Source organism: Streptomyces sp. NPDC005302, from assembly GCF_040607345.1.
Classification (GTDB): Bacteria; Actinomycetota; Actinomycetes; order Streptomycetales; family Streptomycetaceae; genus Streptomyces.
This window is the reverse complement of record NZ_JBEXGN010000042.1, coordinates 1-23,062: the sequence shown is the minus strand read 5'-3', so window position 1 is coordinate 23,062 and position 23,062 is coordinate 1. Positions and strand designations below refer to the sequence as shown.

Annotated in this window: 20 protein-coding genes and 7 pseudogenes; 13 read left to right on the top strand and 14 right to left on the bottom strand. The window is 68.7% G+C overall.

All coding sequences use genetic code 11. The annotated features are described in order from the left end of the window. Positions 1 to 100 precede the first annotated feature (100 nt). From ABZT74_RS34085 to ABZT74_RS34075, 3 genes are all read right to left on the bottom strand, one after another. Positions 101 to 1,897, bottom strand: coding sequence for a DEDDh family exonuclease (locus ABZT74_RS34085; protein WP_356441296.1), 1,797 nt, complete (start codon positions 1,895 to 1,897; stop codon positions 101 to 103). Positions 1,898 to 2,144: 247 nt separating this feature from the next. Then, entirely contained in the window at positions 2,145 to 2,885 is a 741-nt protein-coding gene (locus tag ABZT74_RS34080; RefSeq protein ID WP_356441307.1) for a VWA domain-containing protein, read from the bottom strand. Between the two features lie 283 nt (positions 2,886 to 3,168). Further along, a complete protein-coding gene (locus tag ABZT74_RS34075) occupies positions 3,169 to 3,681 on the bottom strand; it encodes a hypothetical protein (RefSeq protein ID WP_356441293.1) in 513 nt (170 codons plus the stop codon). 104 nt (positions 3,682 to 3,785) lie between these two features. Here ABZT74_RS34075 and ABZT74_RS34070 point away from each other — a divergent pair. Continuing rightward, positions 3,786 to 3,896 (top strand): annotated as a pseudogene (locus ABZT74_RS34070) (nuclear transport factor 2 family protein); the annotation flags it as partial. 32 nt (positions 3,897 to 3,928) lie between these two features. On the opposite strand, the gene ABZT74_RS34065 reads toward ABZT74_RS34070, so the two are convergent. Next, positions 3,929 to 4,714, bottom strand: coding sequence for a 2OG-Fe dioxygenase family protein (locus ABZT74_RS34065; RefSeq protein ID WP_356441290.1), 786 nt, complete (start codon positions 4,712 to 4,714; stop codon positions 3,929 to 3,931). A 373-nt stretch (positions 4,715 to 5,087) separates the two neighbouring features. Here ABZT74_RS34065 and ABZT74_RS34060 point away from each other — a divergent pair. From ABZT74_RS34060 to ABZT74_RS34050, 3 genes and pseudogenes are all read left to right on the top strand, one after another. Further along, positions 5,088 to 5,283 (top strand): annotated as a pseudogene (locus ABZT74_RS34060) (transposase); the annotation flags it as partial. Positions 5,284 to 5,684: 401 nt separating this feature from the next. Next, the gene (locus tag ABZT74_RS34055) at positions 5,685 to 6,788 is read left to right on the top strand and encodes an integrase (RefSeq protein ID WP_356441287.1); all 1,104 of its coding nucleotides are present in this window, start codon (positions 5,685 to 5,687) and stop codon (positions 6,786 to 6,788) included. A 7-nt stretch (positions 6,789 to 6,795) separates the two neighbouring features. Continuing rightward, positions 6,796 to 6,906 carry a hypothetical protein gene (locus tag ABZT74_RS34050; RefSeq protein WP_356441284.1) on the top strand — a complete coding sequence of 37 codons (111 nt, stop codon included), beginning with the start codon at positions 6,796 to 6,798 and terminating at the stop codon, positions 6,904 to 6,906. 101 nt (positions 6,907 to 7,007) lie between these two features. Here ABZT74_RS34050 and ABZT74_RS34045 read toward each other — a convergent pair whose 3' ends face one another. From ABZT74_RS34045 to ABZT74_RS34035, 3 genes and pseudogenes are all read right to left on the bottom strand, one after another. Then, positions 7,008 to 7,904 (bottom strand): carbon-nitrogen hydrolase family protein, encoded by an 897-nt coding sequence (locus tag ABZT74_RS34045; RefSeq protein ID WP_356441281.1) that lies wholly within the window; start codon positions 7,902 to 7,904, stop codon positions 7,008 to 7,010. A gap of 351 nt (positions 7,905 to 8,255) precedes the next feature. Then, positions 8,256 to 8,435, bottom strand: a complete 180-nt coding sequence (locus ABZT74_RS34040) for a hypothetical protein (protein ID WP_356441278.1) — start codon at positions 8,433 to 8,435, stop codon at positions 8,256 to 8,258. Between the two features lie 194 nt (positions 8,436 to 8,629). Continuing rightward, positions 8,630 to 8,893: pseudogene (locus ABZT74_RS34035) on the bottom strand (hypothetical protein); the annotation flags it as partial. A gap of 523 nt (positions 8,894 to 9,416) precedes the next feature. Here ABZT74_RS34035 and ABZT74_RS34030 point away from each other — a divergent pair. Further along, the gene (locus ABZT74_RS34030) at positions 9,417 to 10,241 is read left to right on the top strand and encodes an alpha-L-rhamnosidase C-terminal domain-containing protein (protein ID WP_356441304.1); all 825 of its coding nucleotides are present in this window, start codon (positions 9,417 to 9,419) and stop codon (positions 10,239 to 10,241) included. Positions 10,242 to 10,358: 117 nt separating this feature from the next. Here ABZT74_RS34030 and ABZT74_RS34025 read toward each other — a convergent pair whose 3' ends face one another. Next, the gene (locus tag ABZT74_RS34025) at positions 10,359 to 11,249 is read right to left on the bottom strand and encodes a helix-turn-helix transcriptional regulator (RefSeq protein ID WP_356441275.1); all 891 of its coding nucleotides are present in this window, start codon (positions 11,247 to 11,249) and stop codon (positions 10,359 to 10,361) included. A 258-nt stretch (positions 11,250 to 11,507) separates the two neighbouring features. Between ABZT74_RS34025 and ABZT74_RS34020 the strand changes: the two genes are divergently transcribed. The 6 genes from ABZT74_RS34020 (at position 11,508) to ABZT74_RS33995 (ending at position 17,388) form a co-directional block, all read left to right on the top strand. Continuing rightward, positions 11,508 to 12,821 (top strand): MFS transporter, encoded by a 1,314-nt coding sequence (locus ABZT74_RS34020; RefSeq protein ID WP_356441272.1) that lies wholly within the window; start codon positions 11,508 to 11,510, stop codon positions 12,819 to 12,821. A 106-nt stretch (positions 12,822 to 12,927) separates the two neighbouring features. Next, complete coding sequence (locus ABZT74_RS34015; protein ID WP_356441269.1) at positions 12,928 to 13,905, top strand: aldo/keto reductase; 978 nt, start codon at positions 12,928 to 12,930, stop codon at positions 13,903 to 13,905. Positions 13,906 to 14,057: 152 nt separating this feature from the next. Next, positions 14,058 to 14,900, top strand: a complete 843-nt coding sequence (locus tag ABZT74_RS34010) for an aldo/keto reductase (protein ID WP_356441301.1) — start codon at positions 14,058 to 14,060, stop codon at positions 14,898 to 14,900. Positions 14,901 to 15,016: 116 nt separating this feature from the next. Next, on the top strand, positions 15,017 to 15,748 hold the full coding sequence (locus tag ABZT74_RS34005) for an SDR family oxidoreductase (RefSeq protein WP_356441266.1): 732 nt from the start codon (positions 15,017 to 15,019) through the stop codon (positions 15,746 to 15,748). A 141-nt stretch (positions 15,749 to 15,889) separates the two neighbouring features. Beyond that, positions 15,890 to 16,669: an SDR family oxidoreductase gene (locus ABZT74_RS34000; protein ID WP_356441263.1), complete on the top strand. Its 780-nt coding sequence runs from the start codon at positions 15,890 to 15,892 to the stop codon at positions 16,667 to 16,669. A gap of 92 nt (positions 16,670 to 16,761) precedes the next feature. Next, positions 16,762 to 17,388, top strand: coding sequence for a flavodoxin (locus tag ABZT74_RS33995; protein ID WP_356441260.1), 627 nt, complete (start codon positions 16,762 to 16,764; stop codon positions 17,386 to 17,388). A 94-nt stretch (positions 17,389 to 17,482) separates the two neighbouring features. Here the strand turns inward: ABZT74_RS33995 and ABZT74_RS33990 are convergent. Continuing rightward, positions 17,483 to 18,159, bottom strand: a pseudogene (locus ABZT74_RS33990) (pyridoxal 5'-phosphate synthase). Between the two features lie 943 nt (positions 18,160 to 19,102). Here ABZT74_RS33990 and ABZT74_RS33985 point away from each other — a divergent pair. After that, complete coding sequence (locus ABZT74_RS33985; RefSeq protein WP_356441258.1) at positions 19,103 to 19,333, top strand: hypothetical protein; 231 nt, start codon at positions 19,103 to 19,105, stop codon at positions 19,331 to 19,333. Positions 19,334 to 19,515: 182 nt separating this feature from the next. Here ABZT74_RS33985 and ABZT74_RS33980 read toward each other — a convergent pair whose 3' ends face one another. The 3 genes from ABZT74_RS33980 to ABZT74_RS33970 are packed head-to-tail and all read right to left on the bottom strand — an operon-like array spanning position 19,516 to position 21,438. Next, a complete protein-coding gene (locus tag ABZT74_RS33980) occupies positions 19,516 to 19,959 on the bottom strand; it encodes an SRPBCC domain-containing protein (RefSeq protein ID WP_356441256.1) in 444 nt (147 codons plus the stop codon). Between the two features lie 59 nt (positions 19,960 to 20,018). Beyond that, positions 20,019 to 20,582: a WHG domain-containing protein gene (locus ABZT74_RS33975; protein WP_356441298.1), complete on the bottom strand. Its 564-nt coding sequence runs from the start codon at positions 20,580 to 20,582 to the stop codon at positions 20,019 to 20,021. Positions 20,583 to 20,604: 22 nt separating this feature from the next. Beyond that, entirely contained in the window at positions 20,605 to 21,438 is an 834-nt protein-coding gene (locus tag ABZT74_RS33970) for an alpha/beta hydrolase (RefSeq protein ID WP_356441253.1), read from the bottom strand. A gap of 322 nt (positions 21,439 to 21,760) precedes the next feature. Here ABZT74_RS33970 and ABZT74_RS33965 point away from each other — a divergent pair. Further along, positions 21,761 to 22,618 (top strand): annotated as a pseudogene (locus tag ABZT74_RS33965) (IS5 family transposase); the annotation flags it as partial. Between the two features lie 2 nt (positions 22,619 to 22,620). On the opposite strand, the pseudogene ABZT74_RS33960 reads toward ABZT74_RS33965, so the two are convergent. Further along, a pseudogene (locus ABZT74_RS33960) lies at positions 22,621 to 22,791 on the bottom strand (DUF1048 domain-containing protein); the annotation flags it as partial. A 1-nt stretch (position 22,792) separates the two neighbouring features. Continuing rightward, positions 22,793 to 22,972, bottom strand: a pseudogene (locus ABZT74_RS33955) (DUF1048 domain-containing protein); the annotation flags it as partial. Positions 22,973 to 23,062: the final 90 nt, after the last annotated feature.

Below are 23,062 nucleotides of genomic sequence, written 5' to 3'. Positions count from 1 at the left end.
GGGCGTCGTGGACTCACAAGACACGCAACGACCCACCATCACCCTGGTCACAGTGAATGCCTCAAATCGCCTGCAAAATAGATCAGTTGCCCTCTAAGGGTCAGTCGGCAATGTCGACGCCGAAGCCCCGGGCCAAGGCGGCCAGTTGGTGGTCGTACCCCTGGCCGACCGCACGGACGCGCCACCCTGGGCCACGCCGGTAGACCTCGGCAAGCAACAGCGTCCGTTCGGTGGTCGCGGCGTCCAAGGTGGCCTGGGCAACGGCTCGCGCACCGCCGGTTCCCTGGGCGACGGTGACCTCTACGGCTCCGGCGTAGGCGAACGTCGCGGGTCCGTCGATGGCGGCGGCGATGACGATTTTGCGGACGGCGTCGGGAAGAGAGGTCAGGTCCGCTGTGACGGCTTGTTCACTGGGGCCGTCGGTGGTCAGGCGCACGGTCGCGTCCGGGCTTTCGGGTGCCCCGTAGAAGACGAAGTCCTCGTCGCAGGAAACCTGTTCGTCCTCGTCGAGAACGCAGGCGACGACATCGATCTCGCATGTGATCTGATGGCTCCAGCTTGCGGTGACCGTCCAGGTTCCGGCGCCGTCGTGTGCGGTCGGCAGGTCGAGAACGCCACCGCGGGGAAGGATCCGGGCATCGGCCGGGTCGGTCGTCTCCACCTCTCGGGCGGTGTCCGACGGCGAGGAGAGCGTGGTGAGCCAGTCGGCGTCGTGGACCGGCAATGCGCGTGCCCTGATGTGGGGCATGCGGCGGTCCCCGGCCCCGTCGGCCAGGAGGATCACGTCCGTGACGCCCGCGGAGAGATTGACAGCGGCGGCTCCGCCCAGCTCCGCAATGCGAGTGCGCAGCGCTGACGCGTCGTCGTGGGGGCCGCCCAACACCAGGATCCGGCGTCCGGACAGCGGTGCCACAGTGGCCTGGCGGTCGGTGCGCCGCTGGACGGGGACGGACGACGCCAGCGGCGTCGGGGTCGCGTGGACGATACCGGGCCGCACGTCGGCGAGCAGCCCGAGGAAGACCTCCTCAGTGATTACCGGCACGTCCGCACTGCGTGCGGCGCGGAACTTGGCACTGTCGGAGTCGGTCTCGTCGGTGACCAGCACGCTGGTGTGTCGGCTGACCGAGCCCATCACGTTCAGTCCTGCCGTGACCGAGCGCGCGACGAGTTCTTCGCGTGCGGTGCGGGTGTCACCGGTGAAGGCGACTTTCATGCCCTGCACCAGCGGGGCTCCAGGCGCGAGCCGACCGGGGTTTCGGTGCGCGCAGGGCGTCTTCGGCACTCGGGGCGGATACCCCGACCCCTGCTTGGGCGGGCACGCCACCAAGGGCAGTACAAGACCCAGATCCCCCGCCGCGGACAAGGAGCCGCGCAGAATGCCGGCGAGTACCCGGGCGTCGTCCAGGGCGTCGTGCGCCCGCTGCTGTGGCACGCTGTAGTGGGCGGCCAGGGAGGCCAGCTTCAGATCATCAGTGGGCGGCGCGATCCGCCGGTTCAGCACGAGCGTGCAGATCCGCTGCGAGACCGGCAGCCACGAACGGGCCCGGGCGAACTCGCGCGCGAGGAACTCGTAGTCGAACTGGGCGTTGTGCGCCACCATCACCCGGCCTGCCAGCAATGTTCCAATGTGCTCGGCGACCTCCTCGAACACCGGCGCGCCTCGCAGCCGCTCCCTCGTTAGGCCGTGGATGTGCACCGGGCCGGGATCACAGCCCGGATCCAGCAGCGTGGAGAACTCCTCCACCAGCTCCCCCGCCGTGTCCAGTGTCAGCACCGCCACCGACAAGACCCGGTGCTCGTATGGCCTCAGACCCGAAGTCTCCACGTCCACAACCGTCCACCCGGCAGATCCGGACACGGCGTTGAACACGTCATCGGAAACCGTCACCCCATTCATGCCGGCCAGGATCCCCTGTCCCGCCCCACCGCTCAAAATCCTGCGACCTCGGCATCATCCGAGGGGCCTCAGCCGGTGACGTTCACACCGGGGCTCCCGACGCCCGGAGACCAGAACATGCCACGGAACACGGCGGCCGCGTAGGGCGACCCGAGCTGAGCCCGAGGAGTGGGGCGGCAGGACTTGCACAGCTCACGGCATCCCAGGCGAGATCAGTCTCCAGTTCGATACGATGCCGGTTCAGGCCTCACCGCAAGATCTGAGCGGTCCGAGCCGACGAGAGCCAGCTGGGGAACTCCTGCAGCAGCCGGTCGTAGAGGAGATCGTCGCGTACGGTGCGCGGATCACGGCCAGCATGGAAGAAGCCTGCGTTGTCGACGATGCGATGTCTGGGTACGGCCAGGTCGTCGAGACGGCGGAGAAAGGCGAACTCGTTGTCGCCGGGGTCACCGAACCCGATGAACTGCCAGAACAGCGGCAGGCGGGCTGCTTTGCACAGGTAGCGTTCAGCGGCAGACTTGCTGGTGGGGCCGCCGTCAGTCTGGAAGATCACCAGGGCTGGGGCGTCACTGCCGGAAGCCAGGTAGTGGTCGATGACCTCGTCCATGGCCCAGTGGTAATTCGTCCGTCCCATGTGACCGAGGTTCTCGTGCAGTTTGTTGATGCGGCCACGGTGGCCCCCAAGCTTGAGGTCGGTGGATCCATCGACGTCGGTAGAGAAGAACACCACCGGTACCGTGCCATCGTCATCGAGGTGCGCGGACAAGGAAAGAACCTGTTCACCGAGATGTTGCATGGTGCCGTCCTTGTAGTAGGGCCGCATCGAGCCTGAGCGGTCCAGGACGAGATACACGGCCGCACGCACCCCCTCGAGACCGTGCGCGCAAACGCTGGACCCGGCCGCCTTGTAGAGGCTCACCAGATCCGGGGCCTGCGCCTCCATCTTGGACAGGCCGATTGCCGGGGCCTCATTCTGGACCACGTCCATGGCCACGCCTCCATCACGCAATGCCTTATTCCTCTCAGTCGAGGCGGTACCCGTCTCCAGCGGACACGGCCGTGCCGGTGCACGCTCACCCGCCGGCCGCCCGATATAGACGGCCGGTGCACGACAATCGGCACGCTGGTCACCCTCCCAGCGTGCCGTCGGCCGACTCCCTCAGCGACCAGAAACGGGGCCAGTGCGGTGCCTAGACGCCCCTGTGAAAGCTCTGACCCCGGTTCGTCGAAATCACGAACTCGGCTGCCAGGTCGCAGATCCTCGAAGTCGGTCAGCTCAGTCCGTTAGTTGCCGTTTTGTAAGCCGCGGCCTGCTTGGGTGTCAGGTAGTGGGACACGCGTACGACCACCGTGCCATGGGCGTAGTCGTACTCGGCGAGGGCTGACATCGACTTCGTGACGCTCTGGATGTACTTGGCTCGAGCCTCGGCGTCGGCGGCCGTGGCGAAGGACTCAATGGCGCCACCGCGGCTCACGTCGCCCTTGTCGGTGCCGGTCAGATCGTCTGCGGAGATTCGACTGTCCGAGAAGGTCACCTTCGACGTGTACTGATGGGGGCGGCCCAGTAGTTCATTGGGATCGTTCTCTGCCGTGACCGTGCCGGAGAGCTTCGCCGATGCAACCTTGTTGGACAACTCAGTGAACGCTCGAGTCGCGTCAAGAGGCTTCACGTTTGAGGTGTCGGATTTGCCAACAGAGTTGCCATCGCCGTCGTTGCTGCTGCAGGCGGTAAGCACGGTGACGAGCAGCACGGCGAGCACACTCGTTGCGAGGATTCTCTGCATCGCGCGATCATGGCGGATCTGGTGCCCGAATCGAGCTGTTGTGGCGGACTTGTGATGGCAGGTTCGAGCTGTTCGAGTACGCCCATGCCGGCCTCACCACGAGTTTGGAGGTCTACGTGTTCGCCGCCATAGCCCCCGACGGCCGCTTCCAACGCATCGAGGAGACCACCTTGATGCTCAAGGGAACCGACGCCGACCCCAACCTCGGCAGCGCCAGCACCCCCTCCGGGCTCGCGCGGTGCCGGCGTCAGAGTTGGGGGACGTACGGGGCGAGGCCGACGATGAGGATGGACCGTTCGCCCGGTCCGGGCCCGGAGCCCACCCGGACCGGGCCGACGTAATGGCTGACCCTGTGGTCGTGGACGGCGTACCCGTCCAGTGGGTCGGTGAGGGTGAACTCGGCGTGGATGTCCACCCACGGGTCGTCGGGCTGCAGGCCTGCGCTGCCGGGGGTGGCGATGACGTTCTGCCCACCGGTGACGTTGGTACGGCTGATCAGGTGGGCGAAGGTGAACGTGCCGGCCGAACCCCCGTCCTGGTGCAAGCAGTCGGGGGTGGACACGGCGTTCTGGCCGGGACCGTCGACGCCGAGCCTGATCAGGTGGACACCGGCCCACAGCGGGCGGCTTCCCAGATTCCTCAGCGACAGGACCTGCTCGATGTCCCAGCGCAGGAGCCGCAGCAGCAGGGCGTTGCCACGCAGCTCCTCGGGGATGTCGGGGAGCACCCGCCGGGTCCGCGGGTGCGCAGGGTCATCCTCGCCCTGGAAGAAGTCGGTGACCGTGCCGTGAACGGGGTCGGGGGTTCCGGGAATCCAGGACAGTTCGTCCTTCCACGGCAGGTACACGGCATGGGAGTAGCGGCGGAACCGATGCGTTCCCGGGGCGTACGGGTCGGGCGGCAGAGCCGCGAAGACCTTCCGGATCCGGGCCAGGTCATCCTCGACGGAGCCGGCCCGGATTCCGAGGCGTTCGGCGCCGTAGCGGACGAACCCGCACTCCCGCAGACCGTCCATGTTCCCAGTCTCAACCATCCGTACCTTCCCGACAGCTGGTGACCCAGCCCAGCATCTGACCTGCCATACCTGTCCGCATTCGCCGACCGGTGGGTCGAGAAAGCCGCCCGTGCGGAGCGGCGAGCCAGTCCCAGGCCCGCTCATACAGGGCGAGGTTCTCCTCGTCGCCCAGCCGCATCTCCGTGGACAGCGTCTCGACGATGAACAGGGGCCGGTCGCAGATCCAGAAGCCGCGACCGGGCTGCGACGCAGCTGGGAGGAGAAGGGGATGATGCCGAGTCTACGGCGTCGATGCCGATCACTGAGACGAACCGGTCGAGTTGGGCGGCCATCACCTCCCGCGGGCAGGTGAGCGCGTAGAGGGTGCCCTCCCAGATCAGTATCCGGCCGCCTCGCCGCCTATGCGGGTCTCGCCCCGGCGATACCCGCAGCTCGGGTCCTCAATCCGCGGCGAACAGCCCTCCAGGAAAGGAAACAAGTAGCTCGACCGGGCCTTCTTCCTCTCCGCATTCGCCGCCCTGGCAGACCCCACTTCCCGGATCTACTACGACAAGGGCAAGCACCACACCCAGGCCCTGCTCAACCTCGGCGACCTCGATGAAGCCTTCCGCCTTCAGGCCGCGTCGCTGTGAGTCGACCATGTCCTGGCGCTGCCAGATGACGACCTCTTGCGGCACGCGGCGGTTGGCCGGCCGCGCGCTCTGCCGGTCCATGCACACCATGCCGGGTGTGGCGACCATGAGCGCGATGGGGAGCATGCCGTGGCGCTTGGCGGCGGCGACCAGCGGCTCCCTGGAAGCGCGGTGACGTTGGTGGCGTCGACGACCGTGAACAGCCGGCGGCGCATCCGCGCCTCTAGGAGCAGGTGCAGGGCGGCGACCGCGTCGCCGGTGGCGTCCTGGTTGCCCGCGTCGTCTTCCCTGTTGGATCGGCGTGTTGAAGCGGATCAAGCAGGGGTGGATGCGTGCCGGGTTGGCGTACGTTCTGGGTGCCCGAGGATCGTCGGGTGGCGGGGGATCGGGTGTCGGTTCTGGCCGGGTGGGAGGACCTGGCCGTTCGTGAGGATCATGTTGGGATTCATCCTGGGGATCCGATTCTTCTTTCTCCAGACTTCCGGATCGACGAGGCGCTGAGCTGGTACTTGTGCCGGTCGTCGTTCGCCCGTCTCGCGCTGGAGACGAAGCGCAACTACGCGGACGACTACTGCCTGTTCTTCGACTTCCTGTGGGGTCGCGGCAGGTGGTGGAGCAAGGCGTCGGCGGATGATCTGTGGGACTTCGATGACTGGCGGACCAGGTCCCCGCGGAACCCGTGGAAGATCGGCGGGGCACGCTGGAACCGGGGCCTGGCCGCGCTGGCGCGGCTGTATGAGTGGGCGGTGCAGCGCGAGTACATGCCGGTGAACCCGGTGCTGATGCGGTCGGTTGTCGGCCGGAGCGGCGAGCCCGTCCTGGTGCCGACGGCTCGGGCGAAGAACGCGCGGACCAGCGATGTGCGCTGGTTTGCGCCACAGGCGTTTCGCCGCTGGGTGGATGTGGGCTTGCGGGGGTGCGACACCGACGGGCTACCCATGACCGGGTGGGCAGGTCGGCTGGCCGACCGAAATGCCGCCTTCGACGACCTGCTGTTCTCCTCCGGTATGCGGCTGACGGAGGGCGCCTCGCTGCTGACGGTGGAAGTGCCACGTCTTCAGCTGGAGGGCGGTCGCTACTACGCGGGGCGTCTGGCGCGTGCGGTGACGAAGTCGAAGCGGGCGCGCACGTTCTATTCCTCCTCTGTGGTGGTGGGAGAGATCGAGGGGTACGAGGAGTCCTCGCGCGCCCGGGTGGTGCGGCGCGCGCAGGCGATGGGGCGCTACGACGGCCTGCCGATGCGACTCGTGACCCACCAGAGCGGCCGGCACCGGCGCCTGCTGCACTGGCGCGACCGGAACGGCATGGAGGGACGGACACCGCTGACGGAAGCGACCGTCGAAGAGCGGATGAGCTTGTTCACCGAGGGCCCGGACGGTCCGGAGCCGATGTGGCTGTCGCTGACCGAGTCCGGGCTGCCGATGCGTCCGGCGTCGCGGGAGGGCGTCTGCCGACGTTGAGGCGCTGGTGGGCGCTCTGCGCCAAACCACGGTGGAGAACGGGCGCCTGCGCCATCAACTGGCGGATCGCGCTTCGGTGGTCCGCGCGCTCCCAGCGCAGGCGCCTTTCCGTCAGTAGCGGCCAGGTGTAAGCCGGTGTACCAGGCGCCTTCCGCTCGTCAGCCGGCGGCGCCGGGAGGCATCCCGTACGCGCGAACTCCCTCGGATTCTGCTTCTGAGCTAGAAGGCCGCTGTCCGGTCTTCGCTGCGCGGGTCGATCACCTGGTGCTCGGTGTAGATGCCCGAGCGCGCCTCACGACGCCAGGGACGCCCGTAGGTCACTGCGTCCGCGGCAGCCTCGGAACTGTCGTCGAGGTTCACGACTGCTACCGATGGTGAACCGTCCGCGGGGCACCGCGCAAGCCAGTGGCCATTGGGAGCGACGATCCCGGACGGTGCGCTGTGCTGTGAGGGTACTGACAAGCTGACCCAGTAGCTGTTCACCGTGGCGTGACCTTGAGCTTGGGCGGCGGTGTTCCCGGGGGTGCCGCTGGTAGAGAACAGGACGCAGTCGACATCCAGCTTCTCGTATTCCGCCCACAGCTCCGGGTAGTGGATCTCCATGCCAAGCAGGCAGCCAAAGCGCACACCGTCGACCTCGAAGGTCACCGGTGAGACGCCCGGCGAGTACATGTACGAGACCTTCGTCTTCGACAGGAGACGCTCGTCGTAGCGCGTGACGACCTCGCCGCGATCGGAGAGGACGTAGAGGCTGTTGTGCGGGCGGTTTGGCTCGGTCAGGCGATGCACCGATGCGATCACCGTCCACAGCCGCAAATCGCGGGCCAGCTCGGCGATCGCGGCCAACTCCGATTGGAGCACCGGCCACTGGCATCGGTCCCAGTCCGCCGGGCCGACCGCGTCCGGGCCGTCGACGGACATGACGAACTTGTTGGGAAAGCAGATCGCGCCTTCCGGAAAGTGCACGAGCCTCGCTCCTCGAGCACTGGCCTCGCGCATCAGAGCACGGACCTCACGCCCGCTTTCGCGCAGCGCTTCAACGTCTCGGGGGTCTTCGCGTACGAGCGTCTGCGCTACGGCGAGCCGCACGCTCTTGGGATTCCTTGCTTCCGACATGACGTCTCCTGATGGAGTCGGACGGAAGTGCCGCAGGGCGGACGTGTAGGACTCGCCGGTCTTGGCGGCGCGGGCACGCACCTGGCGCTTGAAGTTCCTACGGGCTGTCATCGCGGCCTTCCACGCCTTGAGCGACGGTTCCCCAGCAACCTCGCCCGAGGCGATCGGGCTGCAACAACGGCCTGAGACGCTGGTCCCTTTGCCTCCGATGGGAGACCGCGCTGGGGGCGGGTCGCGGGAGGTTCGGCGTAGGCCACGCAGTCGGTCATCATGCCGTCGGTCGCGAGCTCCGTCAACATCCTTCAACACGTCCAGCGCACCGTGGAAGTGTCGGCGGCTGAAACGAACCCCTCAGCTCAACACGCTGAACTTGACAGAGAAGTCGTCGCTGACGACCTCGCGCAGCGCGTCCAGGGACAGGACCTGCGAGGCGGGCCAGGTGTTGGCGATGGTGGTCTTCCCGGCGCCGGAGGGGCCGATGAGGACGGCCAGACTGTTCTCGGGCATCTGCGAGTAGATCAGCTCGGGCATGCGGATTCTCCTTGTGCCAGCGGTCGATCATGTGGACGGGATGGCCGTTGTTCCTGTGGTCCACGCACTGAGGGCAGTCCTGACGCGGACCGAGCCCCGCGTGGGCCTCGTGGCTGGCGTGAGCGTGGAACCAGCCCTGCGTGCACTGCCCCTTGGGCGGGTTCGTGGCCTTCGCGCTCGCCATCCCAGCTGCCTCCTTGCGGATGCAGGGCGCGGGCAAGGCGCTGCCCGGCGTTGTCGGTGATCAAGGCGGCGGCTTCGTGCAGCGGGCAGGAGGCGTCGCCGTCGCGGTCGGGCTCGATCTGCTCGGCGCGGCGCGCGGCGACAGTGAGCAGCTGCGCCAGGGCCGGGATGAAGCCGCCGGGCGGGTCGGTGTCCTCGATGAGCTCGCGCAGGAGTGCGGCGAGTTCCTCCTGGTCGACGTCGCCGGCGCCGAGGTCGTCCTCGATCTGCTGCATGGCCAGGGAGGCGATGCCGACCGCGGCGCGGATGCGCTCCAAGCGGGTGCGGCTCACCGGCGGCCGGGGCGGGCGGTGAGCCAGGTGGTGACAGCGGCGGCGCCGATCCCGATCGCGCGGTGGAGCGCCGCGTCCAGCTCCATCCATGCGCTACCCGGCCCGTTGATCTCTCTGGTGGCCGTGCTGGCTGCGTAGGTGGGATCGGAGAGCGCTTGTAGGCGGTTTCGGAGAGCGGTCCGGGTCTCTAGGCGTCTGGAATGTTGCTGAGAACTGGCAGCAGGCAGTTGCGCCGGAACCTGGGTGACGTCAAGCAAACGTTGACCGTAGGCTCTCGGCGAAAGGCAGGTGCGGTGGACATCACGGTGCAGTGGATCAAGACGTCCTGGACGAAGCAGTCTCGGGGCGGGGAGTTCGCTGCCCGCAGGAACGCGACGCCGGTCGGCCTCTCCTTGCCTCAGGTGCCCTCTGGGTTTGCCCACTTCGTCCAGACTGGTCGGCCACCGACAACACCACCCCGCTCCAACTGCCGATCATCGCCGGCTACTACACGGCCGCCAACGACATGGCCAAGATCGCCAAGGTGCTCGGCAAGAAGGCCGACCAGCACACGTACACGGCCCTCGCGGCGCAGCTCGCCGATGAGTTCACCACCCGGTTCCGCCACCAGGACACCACCGGCGTCTACTACGGCAGCGACAGCGAGACCTCCAACGCCATGGCGCTCGATGCCGGCCTCGTCCCGGCCGACGACCAGCCCCAGGTCCTGGCCCGGCTGGTCGCATCGGTCCGCACCGCCGGCAACCACATCACCAGCGGTTCGGTCGGACTCGGCCCGCTCTTCCGTGCACTGCAAGCAGGCGGACGCGACGACGTGATCTATGACATGGCCGTCAACCCGACCTCCCCGGGCTACGGCTACCTCGTCAACAACGGCTACACCACCCTGCCCGAGTCACTGGACGGGTCCGGCTCGCAGAACCACCACTTCCTCGGCCAGATCGACTCCTGGCTGATCAAGGGCCTGGCCGGGATCGGCCAGAGCGCCGGATCGGTCGCCTACCGCAATCTCGACATCAGCCCGGCGGTCGTCGGTGACCTGACCCATGCCTCCGGCAGCTACGACACCCCGCAGGGCACCGTCACCAGCGCCTGGCACAAGGACAGCCGGGGCCGCCTCACCCTGAAGGTGACCATCCCGGCAGGCAGCACTGCCACCGTCCACGTCCCCGCCACGGCCGGCACCCGCGTCAGGGCCGGCGGCAGCACCACGCCCACGCCGCTGGACCGCACCGCGACCACCGCGTCCTACCGCGTCGGCGCGGGTGACTTCACCTTCCAGGCCGGCTAGACACCGCCGAGAAGAATGCCCGTACTGCTGAGGGGCTCCCGCACACCGGTGCGGGAGCCCCTCAGCAACGGACGGGGGGCAAGACCAAGCCCTGCCTCCGCCTGCGTGGCGAAACCGTCAGTCCGTCTTCGCGCGGTCGGGGCGGGCGGCTGGAGCGGGTGCGGTGAGGTCGAGCAGGAGCATGGCGTCGTGGTCGGGGGTGCCGGGTTCCGCGGTGTAGACGCCGAGGCGCTGGCCGGGGGTCCCTTCCAGGTTCATGCTCTGGCTGCTCAGGGCGAGGTGGCCGACCGTGGGGTGGTGGAAGGTCTTCTGGATCTTCTTGCGGCCGATGACCTCGTACCGCTCCCAGAGCTTGGCGAAGTCCGGGCTCTTGAGCAGGAGTTCGCCGACCAGGCTGGTGAGGTCGGGTGCGTCGGGGTTGGTGCCGGCCTCGGCGCGCAGCCGGGCGACGCAGCCGCGGACCTGGGTCTCCCAGTCGGGAAACAGTTCGCGGGCGGCGGGGTGGAGGAAGAGGTAACGCGCGAGGTTGCGCTGGGTGGCTGGCCAGTCGGCGAGGCCCGCGTACAGGGCCAGGCCGGCGGGGTTCCAGGCGAGCATGTCCATGCTGCGGCTGACGATGTAGGCGGGGTTGGGGCGCATCGTTTCCAGCAGCAGTTTGAGGTGGGGGCGGACGGTGCGGCTGGGCGGCGGGGGCGGCTCGGGGGCGAAGCGGGAGGCGCGGACGGCGAGCTCGCGCAGGTGGTGGTGTTCGTCGTCGTCGAGCTGGAGGGCGCGGGCGAGGGCGTCGATGACGCCGGGGCCGGGCCGGGTCTCCTTGCCGCGTTCCAGGCGGGTGTAGTAGTCGATGCTGACCCCGGCGAGCGTGGCCAGTTCCTCGCGGCGCAGACCGGGCGTGCGGCGCACGCCGTGCCCGGGGGTGAGGCCGACGGCCTGGGGGCTGGTCTGGGTGCGGCGGGCGCGCAGGAAGCGTGCCAGCTCGTCACCGGCGGTGTGCTGTTCGGGTGCCATACGTCCAGTGTGGCAAGGCGCTGACCGGGCCGGTATCCGCCAGGGGGGCCCTGGCGTACCCCCCTGTGGCCACCCCCTGTCACGGCTCGGTCTGCCTGTCGGGCGGCCGGCGCTCCATGGTGGATGACGTCCCCGCTTGACCCCCGCTGTCAGGAGCATCGCCTCGTGTCCGTCTCCCTCACCGCGACCGCCGCACCAGCACACGATGCCCCGCCGCGGCGCCGTCCCGGGGCTGCCGCTGCGCTGGGGGCTGCGCTGTTGGGCTTCTTCGTCATCACGCTGGACGCGCTGGTCGTCAACGTGGCGCTGCCGTCGATCCGTTCGAGTCTGGGCGGTGACATCACGGGGCTGCAGTGGGTCATCGACGGCTACACGCTGATGTTCGCCGCGTTGCTGCTGTCCGCGGGGTCGCTGACCGACCGGCTGGGGGCCCGCCGTACCTTCGCCGTGGGCCTGGCGGTGTTCGTGGCGGCCTCGGTGGCCTGCGGGCTGGCGCCGAACCTGGGGGTGCTGGTCGTCGCGCGGCTGGTGCAGGGCGGCGGGGCCGCGGTGATCGTGCCGTCGTCCCTCGCGTTGATCCGGGAGGCGTTCCCGGATGCGCGCAGCCGGGCGAAGGCGATCTCCGTGTGGGCGCTGGGCGGTTCCGCCGGATCGGCGGCCGGTCCGGTCGCCGGCGGTTTCCTCAGCCAGGTCGACTGGCGGCTGATCTTCTTCGTCAACCTGCCCGTCGGATTGATCGCCCTGGCCCTGCTGGCCCGGACACCGGCTGCTTCGCGTACTGCGCACGCGCCCCGGGTGCCGTTCGACTGGACGGGGCAACTGTCGGCGGTCGCGGCGATGGGCGCGCTCACGTTCGCGGCGATCGAGGCCGGCGCCGACGGTTTCACCGCCCCGGTGGTGCTGATCGCGATCGTGGTCCTCGTGGTCGCCGGCGTTGTGTTCGTCCTGTCGCAGGCCAGGGGCCGCCACCCGATGGTCGGCCTGGCGCTGCTACGCGAGCGCACCATGGTGGTCGCGGCCGGGATCGGCCTCGCGCTCAACGTCGGCTTCTACGGAATGATCTTCCTGCTGAGCTTGTACTTCCAGCAGGCGAAGGGGATGTCGGCGCTGGCCACCGGGCTGGCGTTCGTGCCGATGACCGTGCTGACCGCGTTCGTCAGCCCGAGCGCCGCGTGGTTCGCCGGCAGGTTCGGTGCCCGGATGCCGGTGATCACCGGGCAGGTCGCCATGATGGCGGGCCTGGTCCTGCTGGCCCTGGTTCCCGCTTCCGCACCGACCTGGCTGATGGTCGCGGTGATGGTCCCGGTCGGCGCGGGCGGCTCGCTCGCCGTCCCCGCCCTGACCTCCCTGCTCCTGGACCACGTGCCGGCCCGGCAGGCCGGCACGGCCAGCGGTGTGCTGAACACCTCCCGCCAGGTCGGCGGCGCGCTCGCGGTCGCCGTCTTCGGCGCGCTGATCGCCGGCCGCGGCCACCTGGCGACCGGACTGCAGACGAGCTTCCTGATCGCCGCCGCGGCGGTCCTGCTGACCACTGCGGTCAGCTTCCTGCTCCGCCCCGCCGCCCGAGCCTGAGCCGGCCCGGCGCCCGCACGTGAGCCGGCCCCGTGCCGCGCCCCCGTGACAGCCCGCCCCCTGCGTCACAGACTGAACCCGGATAGGCAAACCGGAAGGAAATACTATGAAGTACATCAAGCTCCGTGATCTGGAGGTGTCCAGGATCGGTCTCGGCGCCATGGGGATGTCCCACGGCTACACCGACTCCGGCACTGACGAGGCGGAATCGGTCCGCACCCTGCACCGGGCACTGGAACTGGGCGTCACCCTCATCGACACCGCCGAGATCTACGGCCCCTACGCCAACGAGGAACTGCTCGGCCGGGCGCTGAAGGGCCGCCGCGACCAGGTCGTGCTGGCAACGAAGTTCGGCATGGTCGCGCACGCCGGGAAGGGTCCCGGAAACCTGGACAGCAGCCCCGGGAACATTCGCACCGCTGTCGAGGGCTCGCTGAAGCGCCTGGGCACCGACCACATCGACCTCTACTACCAGCACCGCGTCGACCCGAACACCCCGATCGAGGAGACCGCCGGCGCGGTCGGCGAACTGGTCGCCCAGGGCAAGGTCCGGTCGTTCGGCCTGTCCGAGGCCGGGCCGGACACCATCCGCCGCGCCCACGCCGTCCATCCGGTCACCGCCGTGCAGTCGGAGTACTCGCTGTGGACCCGCGACCTGGAGAAGCGGGTCCTTCCGGTGCTGCGTGAGCTGAACATCGGCCTGGTCCCCTTCTCGCCGCTCGGCCACGGATTCCTCACCGGCCAGATCCGCTCCACCGACGACTTCAAGGAAGGCGACTTCCGCCACGGCAACCCGCGCTTCACCGGCGAGAACTTCCAGCGCAACCTGGCACTGGCCGACGAGGTCCAGGCCGTCGCCGCCGACGCCGACGTCACCCCCGCGCAGGTCGCGCTGGCCTGGCTGCTCGCGCAGGGCGACGACATCGCCCCCATCCCCGGCACCAAGCGTGTCCACCGGGTCGAGGAGAACACCGCCGCCGACGCGGTGACCCTCACCGCGCAGCAGCTCGACAAGCTCTCCAGCCTGCCCCCGGCCGCGGGCGAGACCCACACCGAGGCCGGACGGCAGATGCTCGAACGCTGACCCGCCGTGCGGCCCCACGGACACCACCCTGGTCCGCACCGGGCACCAGCGGTCGTGACAGCACAACCGCACCCCCCGATTCGCCCATCTGATCAAACTGCAACAGCACGCGGAGGAACCCCGTGAAGTTCACCCTCAACAGCGGCATCGAGATGCCCGCTCTCGGCTTCGGTGTCTTCCAGACCCCGCCCGAGGAGACCGTCAACGCCGTCGAGACGGCGCTGAAGACCGGCTACCGGCACATCGACACCGCCGCCGCCTACGGCAACGAACGCCAGGTCGGCGAGGCCATCCGCCGCCCCGGCCTGGACCGCGACGAGGTCTTCATCGAGACCAAGGTCTGGATCAGCGACTACGGCTACGACCAGACCCTGCACGCCTTCGACAAGAGCGCCGGGAAGCTCGGTGTCGACCGGATCGACCTGTTCATCCTGCACCAGGCCCTGCCGGGCCGGTTCGACCTCACCCGCGAGGCGTACCGCGCACTGGAGACCCTGCTCGCCGACGGCCGCGTACGGGCCATCGGCGTCAGCAACTTCATGCCCGAGCACCTGAACGCCCTGATGGAACAGGCAACCATTGCCCCGGCGGTCAACCAGGTCGAGATGCACCCGTACTTCACCCAGCCCGCCGTGCAGGCCGCCGACACCGCCCTCGGCACCCTCACCCAGGCATGGTCACCGATCGGCGGCATCACCAGCTACCGCGGCACCGGCACGAGCACCTTCGACGACCCGGCCATCGGCGCCGTCGCCGCCGCACACGGCCGGACCCCGGCCCAGGTCATGCTGCGCTGGCACCTCCAGGAGGGCCGCTCGGCCATCCCCAAGTCCGTCAAGGCGGAGCGCATCGCGGAGAACTTCTCCGTCTTCGACTTCGAGCTCACCGACGCCGAGATCGCGACCCTCGATGCCCTGGACACCGGTGTCCGCGGCGGTCCCGAACCCGACGCCGTCACCCTCGAAGCCTTCGGCCGGGACATCCCCGAAGCCTGAACACCGGCCCCTATGCCGTCCCTTCACCTCACCCGGTCCGGCCGCCCCGCCCAACCCGTTGACGAGTGGGCCGGTTCCGGGCCCGCCTCACGAACACGAAGAGAGAGACACCGCACATGAGTAACCCCCAGCCAGGCCGTGTCGCCGTCATCACCGGCGCGTCGTCCGGCATCGGCGCGGCGACCGCCCGCTCCCTGCACGCCGCGGGCTACCGCGTCGCGCTCCTGGCACGGCGGACCGACCGTATCGAGACCCTCGCGGCCGAACTCGGCGACGGTGCGCTCGCCATCGCCGCCGACGTCACCGACCGCGCCGCCCTCCTCGCGGCGGCCGAGCGGGTGGGGCGTGAGTTCGGCGGTGTGGACGTCCTGGTGAACAACGCGGGCGTCATGCTGCTCGGCCCGTTCTCGGCCGACCAGAGCGCCGACTACCAGAAGATGATCGAGGTCAACCTGCTCGGCGCGATCACCACCACCGAGGTGTTCCTCGACCAGCTCAAGGACGGCGGCGGCGACATCGTCAACCTGTCCTCCGTCGCGGGGCGCACCGCGCGCGCCGGCAACGGCGTCTACGCGGCGACCAAGTGGGGCCTCAACGGCTGGTCCGAGTCGCTGCGCCAGGAACTGCTGCCCGACGTCCGCGTCACCCTCGTCGAGCCAGGCGTCGTCGCCACCGAACTGCCCACCCACATCACGCACGCCCAGACCCGCGAGGGTGTGCAGAAGGCGTACGACGTCGCCACCGTCACCGCCGACGACATCGCCGAGATCATCACCTTCACCCTCCAGCGCCCCCGGCACCTGGTCATCAACGAGATCCTCGTCCGCCCCGCCGACCAACTCGGCTGACCCGCGGCACCCCGGATCACACCCTCCTCGGCGGGCGTTCGGGCGCCTTCGCGCGACGCCCGCCGGGAAGGGCCGCCGACCCGGCACGGCCGACGCAATCCCCACCCACAACCTCAAGGAACCAGAAGGGTCATACCTGCCATGCCTCAGATGCGGAACATCACGGACGTTCTCGTCGTGGGCGCCACCGGCAGCATCGGAAAGCTCGTAGTACAGGCCGCGCTCGACCACGGACTGCGCCCGCGGGCGCTGGTCCGGAACGTACGGCGCGCCGAACTCCTGCTGCCCGGCGTCGAACTGGTGCAAGGAGACCTGGAAGACCGCGCCAGTCTGCGCAGAGCCGTGGCCGGCGCCGAAGCCCTGGTCCTCACGCCCGGCTCCGGCACCGACGCCCGGCCCGACGCGCGCCGGCACGTCGACTACGGCGGCGTGCTCAACACTCTGCACGCACTCGGCGACGCCCGGCCCCGCACGGCACTGATGACCTCCATCTACGCCACCCGCACCGACGTCCCCGGCGCCACCCCATGGAAGCGCCGCTCCGAACGGCTCCTGCGAGCCAGCGGCCTGCCCTACACGATCGTCAGGCCAGGCTGGTTCGACCACGCCACGCCCACCCAGCGGCGCCTGGTCATGGACCAGGCCGCAACGGCCGACGGCGCGGTGGCCCGCGACCAGATCGCTGAAACACTCCTCCAGAGCCTGCTCAACGACGACGCCCTGGGCAAGACATTCGAACTCACAGCAGCCGAAGGACCCGAACCCGCCGACTGGACACGCCTCTTCGCCGCCCTGCGCCCGGACGCACCCAACTCCCTCGACGCCGTCCTGGACCCCGACGACCTCCCCCTCACCGCCGAACAGCCCGACCTGCGCGCCGACCTCGAACTCGTCCGACGCGCGCACCAGGCACGCGCATGAACGCCCCCACGCACCACCCCAGCCACCACCCGCCCGCGCAGACCGGGCGACGCGCACTGCTGCGCGGAGCACTCGCAGGAGGAGCAGTACTCATGACCGGTGCACCGATCGCCAGCTGCTCCACCTCCTCACCCGGCGGCCGCACGACACCCGGCCCCTCCGAACTCCCCGCCTCAGCCACGGCGCCCGGCAGGCGGATCCTGCTGGCCTACTTCTCCCGGCCCGGCGAGAACTACTACTACTACGGAGGCCGCAGAAACCTCCGGACCAGCAACACCGAAGTCCTCGCCCGCACGATCCGAGAACACCTGACCTGCGACGTCTACCGCATCCGGGCCACGGACCCCTACCCCGAGGACTACGAGCAGACCGTCGCCCGCAACGTCCGCGAACAGGACGCCGACGCCCGCCCGGCCATCACCGACCTCCCCGCCTCGATCGACCGCTACGACACGGTGCTCCTGGCAAGCCCCATCTGGAACGTCCGGGCGCCCATGATCATGTTGACGTTCACCGAGAAGTTCGACTTCACCGGCAAAACCGTCCACCCCGTCACCACGTACGCCATGAGCGGCCTGGGCACCACGGAGCGGGACTACGCCCGCACCTGCCCCGGCGCGACCATCGGCGAAGGACTCGCGGTACAGGGCGAGAAGGCCCAGCAAGCCACCTCCGCCGTCCGGTCGTGGCTCGGCCGCACCGGGCTCGCGCAGGACTGAACACCCGCACCCCGGTAGGCCCCCAACGGCACGCCCCGCGACCTGTCCACCCGCACACACCTCCGCACCTCCGCACCTCCGCACGAGAGTGCCTTCAAGGCCACAGCATCTGCTTGGTCCACCCGCCGGGTGAAGACAGGTAGACGAGCCGGGTGTGGCGGCGCTCCTTGTCGCCCTGCCAGAATTCCACCGACTCCGGCCGCACTGAGACAGCGTCCAACCTGCCGCCACGAGGCCCGGCTCGCTCTTGATCCGCGTGAGCGATGCCTCCACCTGCGCATCCCTCTCGGCCAGATCCGCGAGCGGTTGCGACTGCCGACCGAGCAGAGCTTCCGCCCGCGCCCCCGCACCCCGGGCGAGGAAGTCCGCTGCGCACAATTCAGGGCTCTCTCGCACAACGGGTCCACGCACCCGGACCTGGCGGGCAAGTGGTGCCCAGTAGAAGGCCAGCGCCGCATAGGGGCGGGCAGCGAGATCACGGCCCTTGAGACTGCCCGCGTCCGAGGCGAACTGCCAGCCCTGGGGGCTCACGTCCTTGAGGATGAGTACGCGAGCGGTCGGATCACCGCTGGCGTCCGCCGCGGCCAGCGTCATGGCATGCGGCTCCTGCACCCCGGCGCTCAACGCCTCGAGCAACCACTCGGTGAACAGCTCCACCGGCGTGTCCGGCGCCATCGATGGGTCGAACTCGGGAAGGTCGCCGGCGAAAACCTCAATGCCTCGAAGCGTCTGACGCAGATCGTCCGCACTGGTCACGTTCCGCTCCCCCAATCGTGATCACTCAGTCATCTGAACCTATCAAGATGAATCGCTGCAACGTCCCCGTGTGTCTCGCCCAGCGGTGTCCTGCGCCAAGAGGATGGAACCGTTCAACGACCCCGTGCCGCCGTATGCTCACGCGTCGTTGTCCCGGACAGTGCGCGGGATATCAACGCTCGTGAGACTGCGCGCTGACCGGGGGCCCGAAAGCCCGAAAGGGGATCCGCTTCGGGCCCTCACCCCTGCGCCTCATCCGCGTGGCGGCTGCCGCCTCGCTGCTGCAGGGTGACGTTGCGGCCCGGCGCCGACTCACCCCTCCGATGCCGGGCCGCCCTCGACCGTCCATCGGTGTTCGTGAGGCGGCTCCGAGCGGTCGACCCGGCAGTGGGACAACCGCCCGGATCTGCCGGAGTGACCACAGCGGCAGAGAGTCGCCTTCGCTCGGGCGAGAGGCAGACGTGACCCACGGATCATCACCCGACGATCGAACCGCGCCACCCAACTCGCCGACGCGTGGCCGAAGCCCCTCGAGGTTCTAACTCGTGTGGCTGGCGGCGGCACCGATGGGAAACCGACGCACGCGAGTGGTACTGGCACCGGGCCCTGCATCACTGGATGAGCTCTCACCCCTGCTCGTCGGCCCCAGACGGGCAGGGCCCTCGAGGGAGCGGCCGGCCTCAGCCTCCCGACAGAGGACCAGATGGGCCTCACCTACGCCGACGCATCGACTCCCCTACGCGGATTCACGCCCGTCGCGACAGGCGTAACGCCGTAAGACCGGATCTCGTTTTGGCACGATCGCGACCTGGCTCAGGACTCAACGAAGGAGGGCGCCGAGCAGGCCGGCTCGGCCTCGCTGACGGGACTAGCTACGGATCTGCAGATGCGGCTGATCATGGTCCGGGTGACGGTGGAAGCGGCATCGTTATTCGTCCGCTCACCTCCCTGGAGAGTCATGATCGTCAAGATTCTGTACGACAAGGGTCTGCGCAGCGAGCACGCGAACACGGTCGCCTGCCTGAGTATCGGCCTGTCCGTCGCCTCCTGGGTGGCGTCCAAGCAGGTCGAGCCGGCCGGCATCGACCGAGCTGACCGGTGGGGCATCTTCGTCGCCACCTGGCCCGCGACCTGGTTCGGCCTGGGCCAGGCCCTCGCCGACTACGAACGCTCCGCGATCACCGCCTGACCTGCCCACGATTGGGGACACCAGAAGGGCTCCCCCAGTGGCCCTTTCTCGGCGCTGTGGCCGTTACCCAGCCCTTCTGGAATCCCCGCAACAGCAACGGATATTGCGGCCGCTGAATCGCACGACGGCGTCCGGCCCGACCTGAAGCAGAACCCGCTGCAGTATGAGACGGGACGGGGTACTCACTCGGATGCAGGGCTGTGCTCGGTGAAGCCTTCCACGCGCTGCTTGAGGCCTGTGTTGAACGCGGCGTACCCGTCGTGCTTGGGCGTCTTGAGGAACCGCCGGGTCAGCGTGGTCAAGGCGCCGGAGAACTCCTCGCGGTTGGTCAGACGGGTGGTGCCGTCTTCGTTGGAGAGAAGCACAAAGGAGTGCTGGCCATGGAACAGCCGCTTAGTGCCGAGCGTGCCGGCCCACCGCAGCTCCTGGCCGGGTGTCGCGACGGTGATCGTGGGCCTGAAGGTCATGCCCGGCATGCGCATGGTGAGCCTGCTTCCCACGTGAGCGGTTCCCTCGGCTGCGGAGAAGGTGCTCCACTCGCCCCAGGTGGCGAAGTCGGTGAGGACGTCCCACACGGCCTCCGGGGTGGCGTCTATGTCGATGACTGCGGTGAGCACTGCGTCCATGACGGTTTCCACTTCTGGCGGGTGCGGTGCGGGAGGGTTGGTAGTGCGGCGAGCGCGCTCTACCGGTGGTGGTCGGCGGGGTCTGTGACTGCGGCGGAGCGAAGGCCACGATCGACGAGGTCGATGAGGTAGTCGAAGCTCTCACCGATGTCGGTCGACCACTGGAATCCGCCGGACGCCTGAAGAGTGGCGAAGCCGTGGAAGACGCTGCGCACAGCCCGCAATGCGTGGGTCATCTCCTGCGGGGGAATGTCGTATCCCTGCAGAACTGCTGCGAAGGGTCCGATCCCTCGTCTGCCGGCGAGCATGACCGGGTCGTCGGGACCCGATGGTGTGAGGCCCAGGGTGGCCGCGTAGCGGCCCGGGTGGGTGAGCACGAAGTCACGGAGTGCGCCGGCGGCGGCGGCCAAGGCGTCGCGCCCGGCGCGGCCCTGGATGGCCGTGCCGATCGCGGCGCCGGCCTCGTCGAAGGCGAGTGCTGCGATGCGGCGGTGGAGGTCGTCCTGGCCGGCGATGTGCTTGTAGAGCGATGGGGCGCGCACCCCGAGCCGCTCAGCCAGCCGGCCCATGGTCAGCTCGTTGAAGCCGATCTCGTCGGCGAGCGCGGCGCCGGCGGCGACGATCGTGGCCGCGTCCAAGCCTGCCCTAGGCACGGACACCGGCCAGGAAGGCCAGGACTGCGGTGAGGGTCTGCTGGGGGAACTGGACATGCGGGTAGTGACCGGCGCCCTCGATCATCTCCAGCCGGCCCAGACCGGTCGGCAGTTCAGCGACGATCGCCTCGCCCTCGGCCTGCGGAGAGGCCCAGTCAGGGTCGAGGGTGCCCTGCACGATGAGCACCGGGCAGGTGACGTTGGCCAGCTGCGCTCCTGCGTCGGCGGGGGAAATCTTGCCCATTGCCTGCAGGACCTTCATCCGGCCGGGCTCATCCAGCATCGCGATGATCTGCTCCGTGCGTGCGTCGAAGTCCGCGGGCTTGGAGCCGGGGTAGGCAGCGTCCAGATACTTGGCCCATTGCCGGGTGCTGCCGAAAATCGTGGTGCCCATGAGATGGGTCGCGCCGCGACGGTAGCTGGCCACCCGCAGGTCACCGAGCCGGACCTGCTGCTTGCGGGTGAAGGGCGCGAGTTCGACCAGCGCGGTTATGAGCTGCGGCGCCTTGGCCGCCGCGATCGTGACCGCACCGCCGGCGATGGAGTGGCCGACGAGCACCGCGGGCTCGCCGAGATGTTCCACCAGGGCGATCAGGTCTCCCGCGAGGTCGGTGCGCGTGTAGGACGCCCACCCGACGCTGGACTCTCCGTGGCCGCGCAGGTCCACCGCGGCGACCCGGTACCCGGCTTCTACCAGAGCGGGAGTGAAGAACCGATAGGCCTCGCGACTGTCGCCCATGCCGTGGGCAACCACCACCAACGGCCCGGCGACGCCGCTCACCTCGTACGCGATGGTCCCACCGTTGACGTTCAGGAATTCAGTCACGACTACCTCCATAGGGCCCGCCGAACCAGCGGCTAACTGCATTAGCTAAAAGCTATCACCTTTAGCCTGAAGGTCAATCCCCCGCGCTAGCGGGGCCGGGCCGGGTCCGAGCAAGGACAGACCGGAAAATCGGGGCGCCAGGGAGAGGAACACCTGCCTGCAGTGCCCAGAGTCATGTCCGAGCCCGACGAAATCGGCCTTGACGACTGGCCCGAATCGATCTCTCAGACAAGGGCGATCCCGCCCCTTCGGACCAAAAAGCGACCTAGGCAGTGTCCGACGGGTCCTGTGACTCACCTTGCGCTGGATCGTTGCGGTCGGTGTGGGGAGAGGTGATCTTTCAGATGACGAGTGGATGCGGCTGGAGCGGCATCTGCCACGTAACTGCGGCCGTGGCGGGCGTTGGCAGTGCCACCGCCGGGTGATCAACGGCATTCTGTTCCGGCAACGAACCGGCCTGCCCTGGAGGGATCTGCCGCCACAGTTCGGCAAGTGGAAGACGGTCCACGACCGTCATCGCAGATGGTCGGCGGACGGCACGTGGGAGAAGATCCTGCGGGCCGTCCAAGCCGACGCTGATGCCGAGGGCCGAATCGACTGGAGCATGGTGAGCGTCGACTCGACGTCCTGCCGAGCACACCAGCACGCAGCCGGTGCCCTCACCCGCGCGCCACGAATTCCGGGCCGCCGCAGTCGCCCGGACAAACACCGTTCCGACGAGGGCCTGGGCCGCTCCAGGGGAGGGCTGAACTGCAAAATCCACTTGGCCAGCGAGGGCGGCCGTCGCCCGCTGGCCTTCATCATCACGCCCGGACAGTGGGGTGACGCACCGCAATTCATACCCGTGCTCGAACAGATCAAAGTCCCAAGGCCGGGCGGCGGACGCCCACGCACCCGACCAGACCACATCGGAGGCGACAAAGCCTATTTTTGTCGCCGAAACCGCCGATACCTGAGGCGCCGGCAGATCAAGCACACGATCCCGGAACCCAGGGACCAGCGAGCCAACCGCCAACGGCGGGGCAGCAAGGGCGGCCGGCCCACCGGCTTCGACACAACGGTCTACCGGCGCCGCAATGAGGTCGAGCGCACCATCAACCGGCTCAAGACATTCCGCGCGGTCGCCACGCGCTACGACAAGAGGGCGTATGTCTTCCACGGGACGGTCACGGTCGCGGCGACGTCGACGATCCCGGGGAGCAGAGGACCGTCAGGCAGGCTGATCGGCCCGACCTTGAACAGGTACTTCTGCATCTCCGCGTAGACGATCTGGTAGTCCGGCGGGAGTGCCTTGACCCGAGCTACGTGCGCCCGCCACTGTTTCTTGCCTTCGATGATGTCCTGAATGCTCACGTCAGCCTCCCAGCCGGTTCAATTTTCTCGCGACGTTCCTGTTCAACTGCTCGCGCCACCGGTCGCGATAGGTCCGGGCCCCTGCTCCGCCGGCCAGCGCGGTGCAGAAGCCTTGGATGTCCTCGCCGAGCACCTCTTGGACGCTCTGGCCGTCCGCCGCTGCTACTTCGAGCAGCCCTAGGAGTTGTCTTCAAATGTCACGCCCACATCAGGAGCGAGGCGAGGGTGACGGCTGCCTGGTAGGACTCGGCGGTCTTGTCGTAGCGGGTTG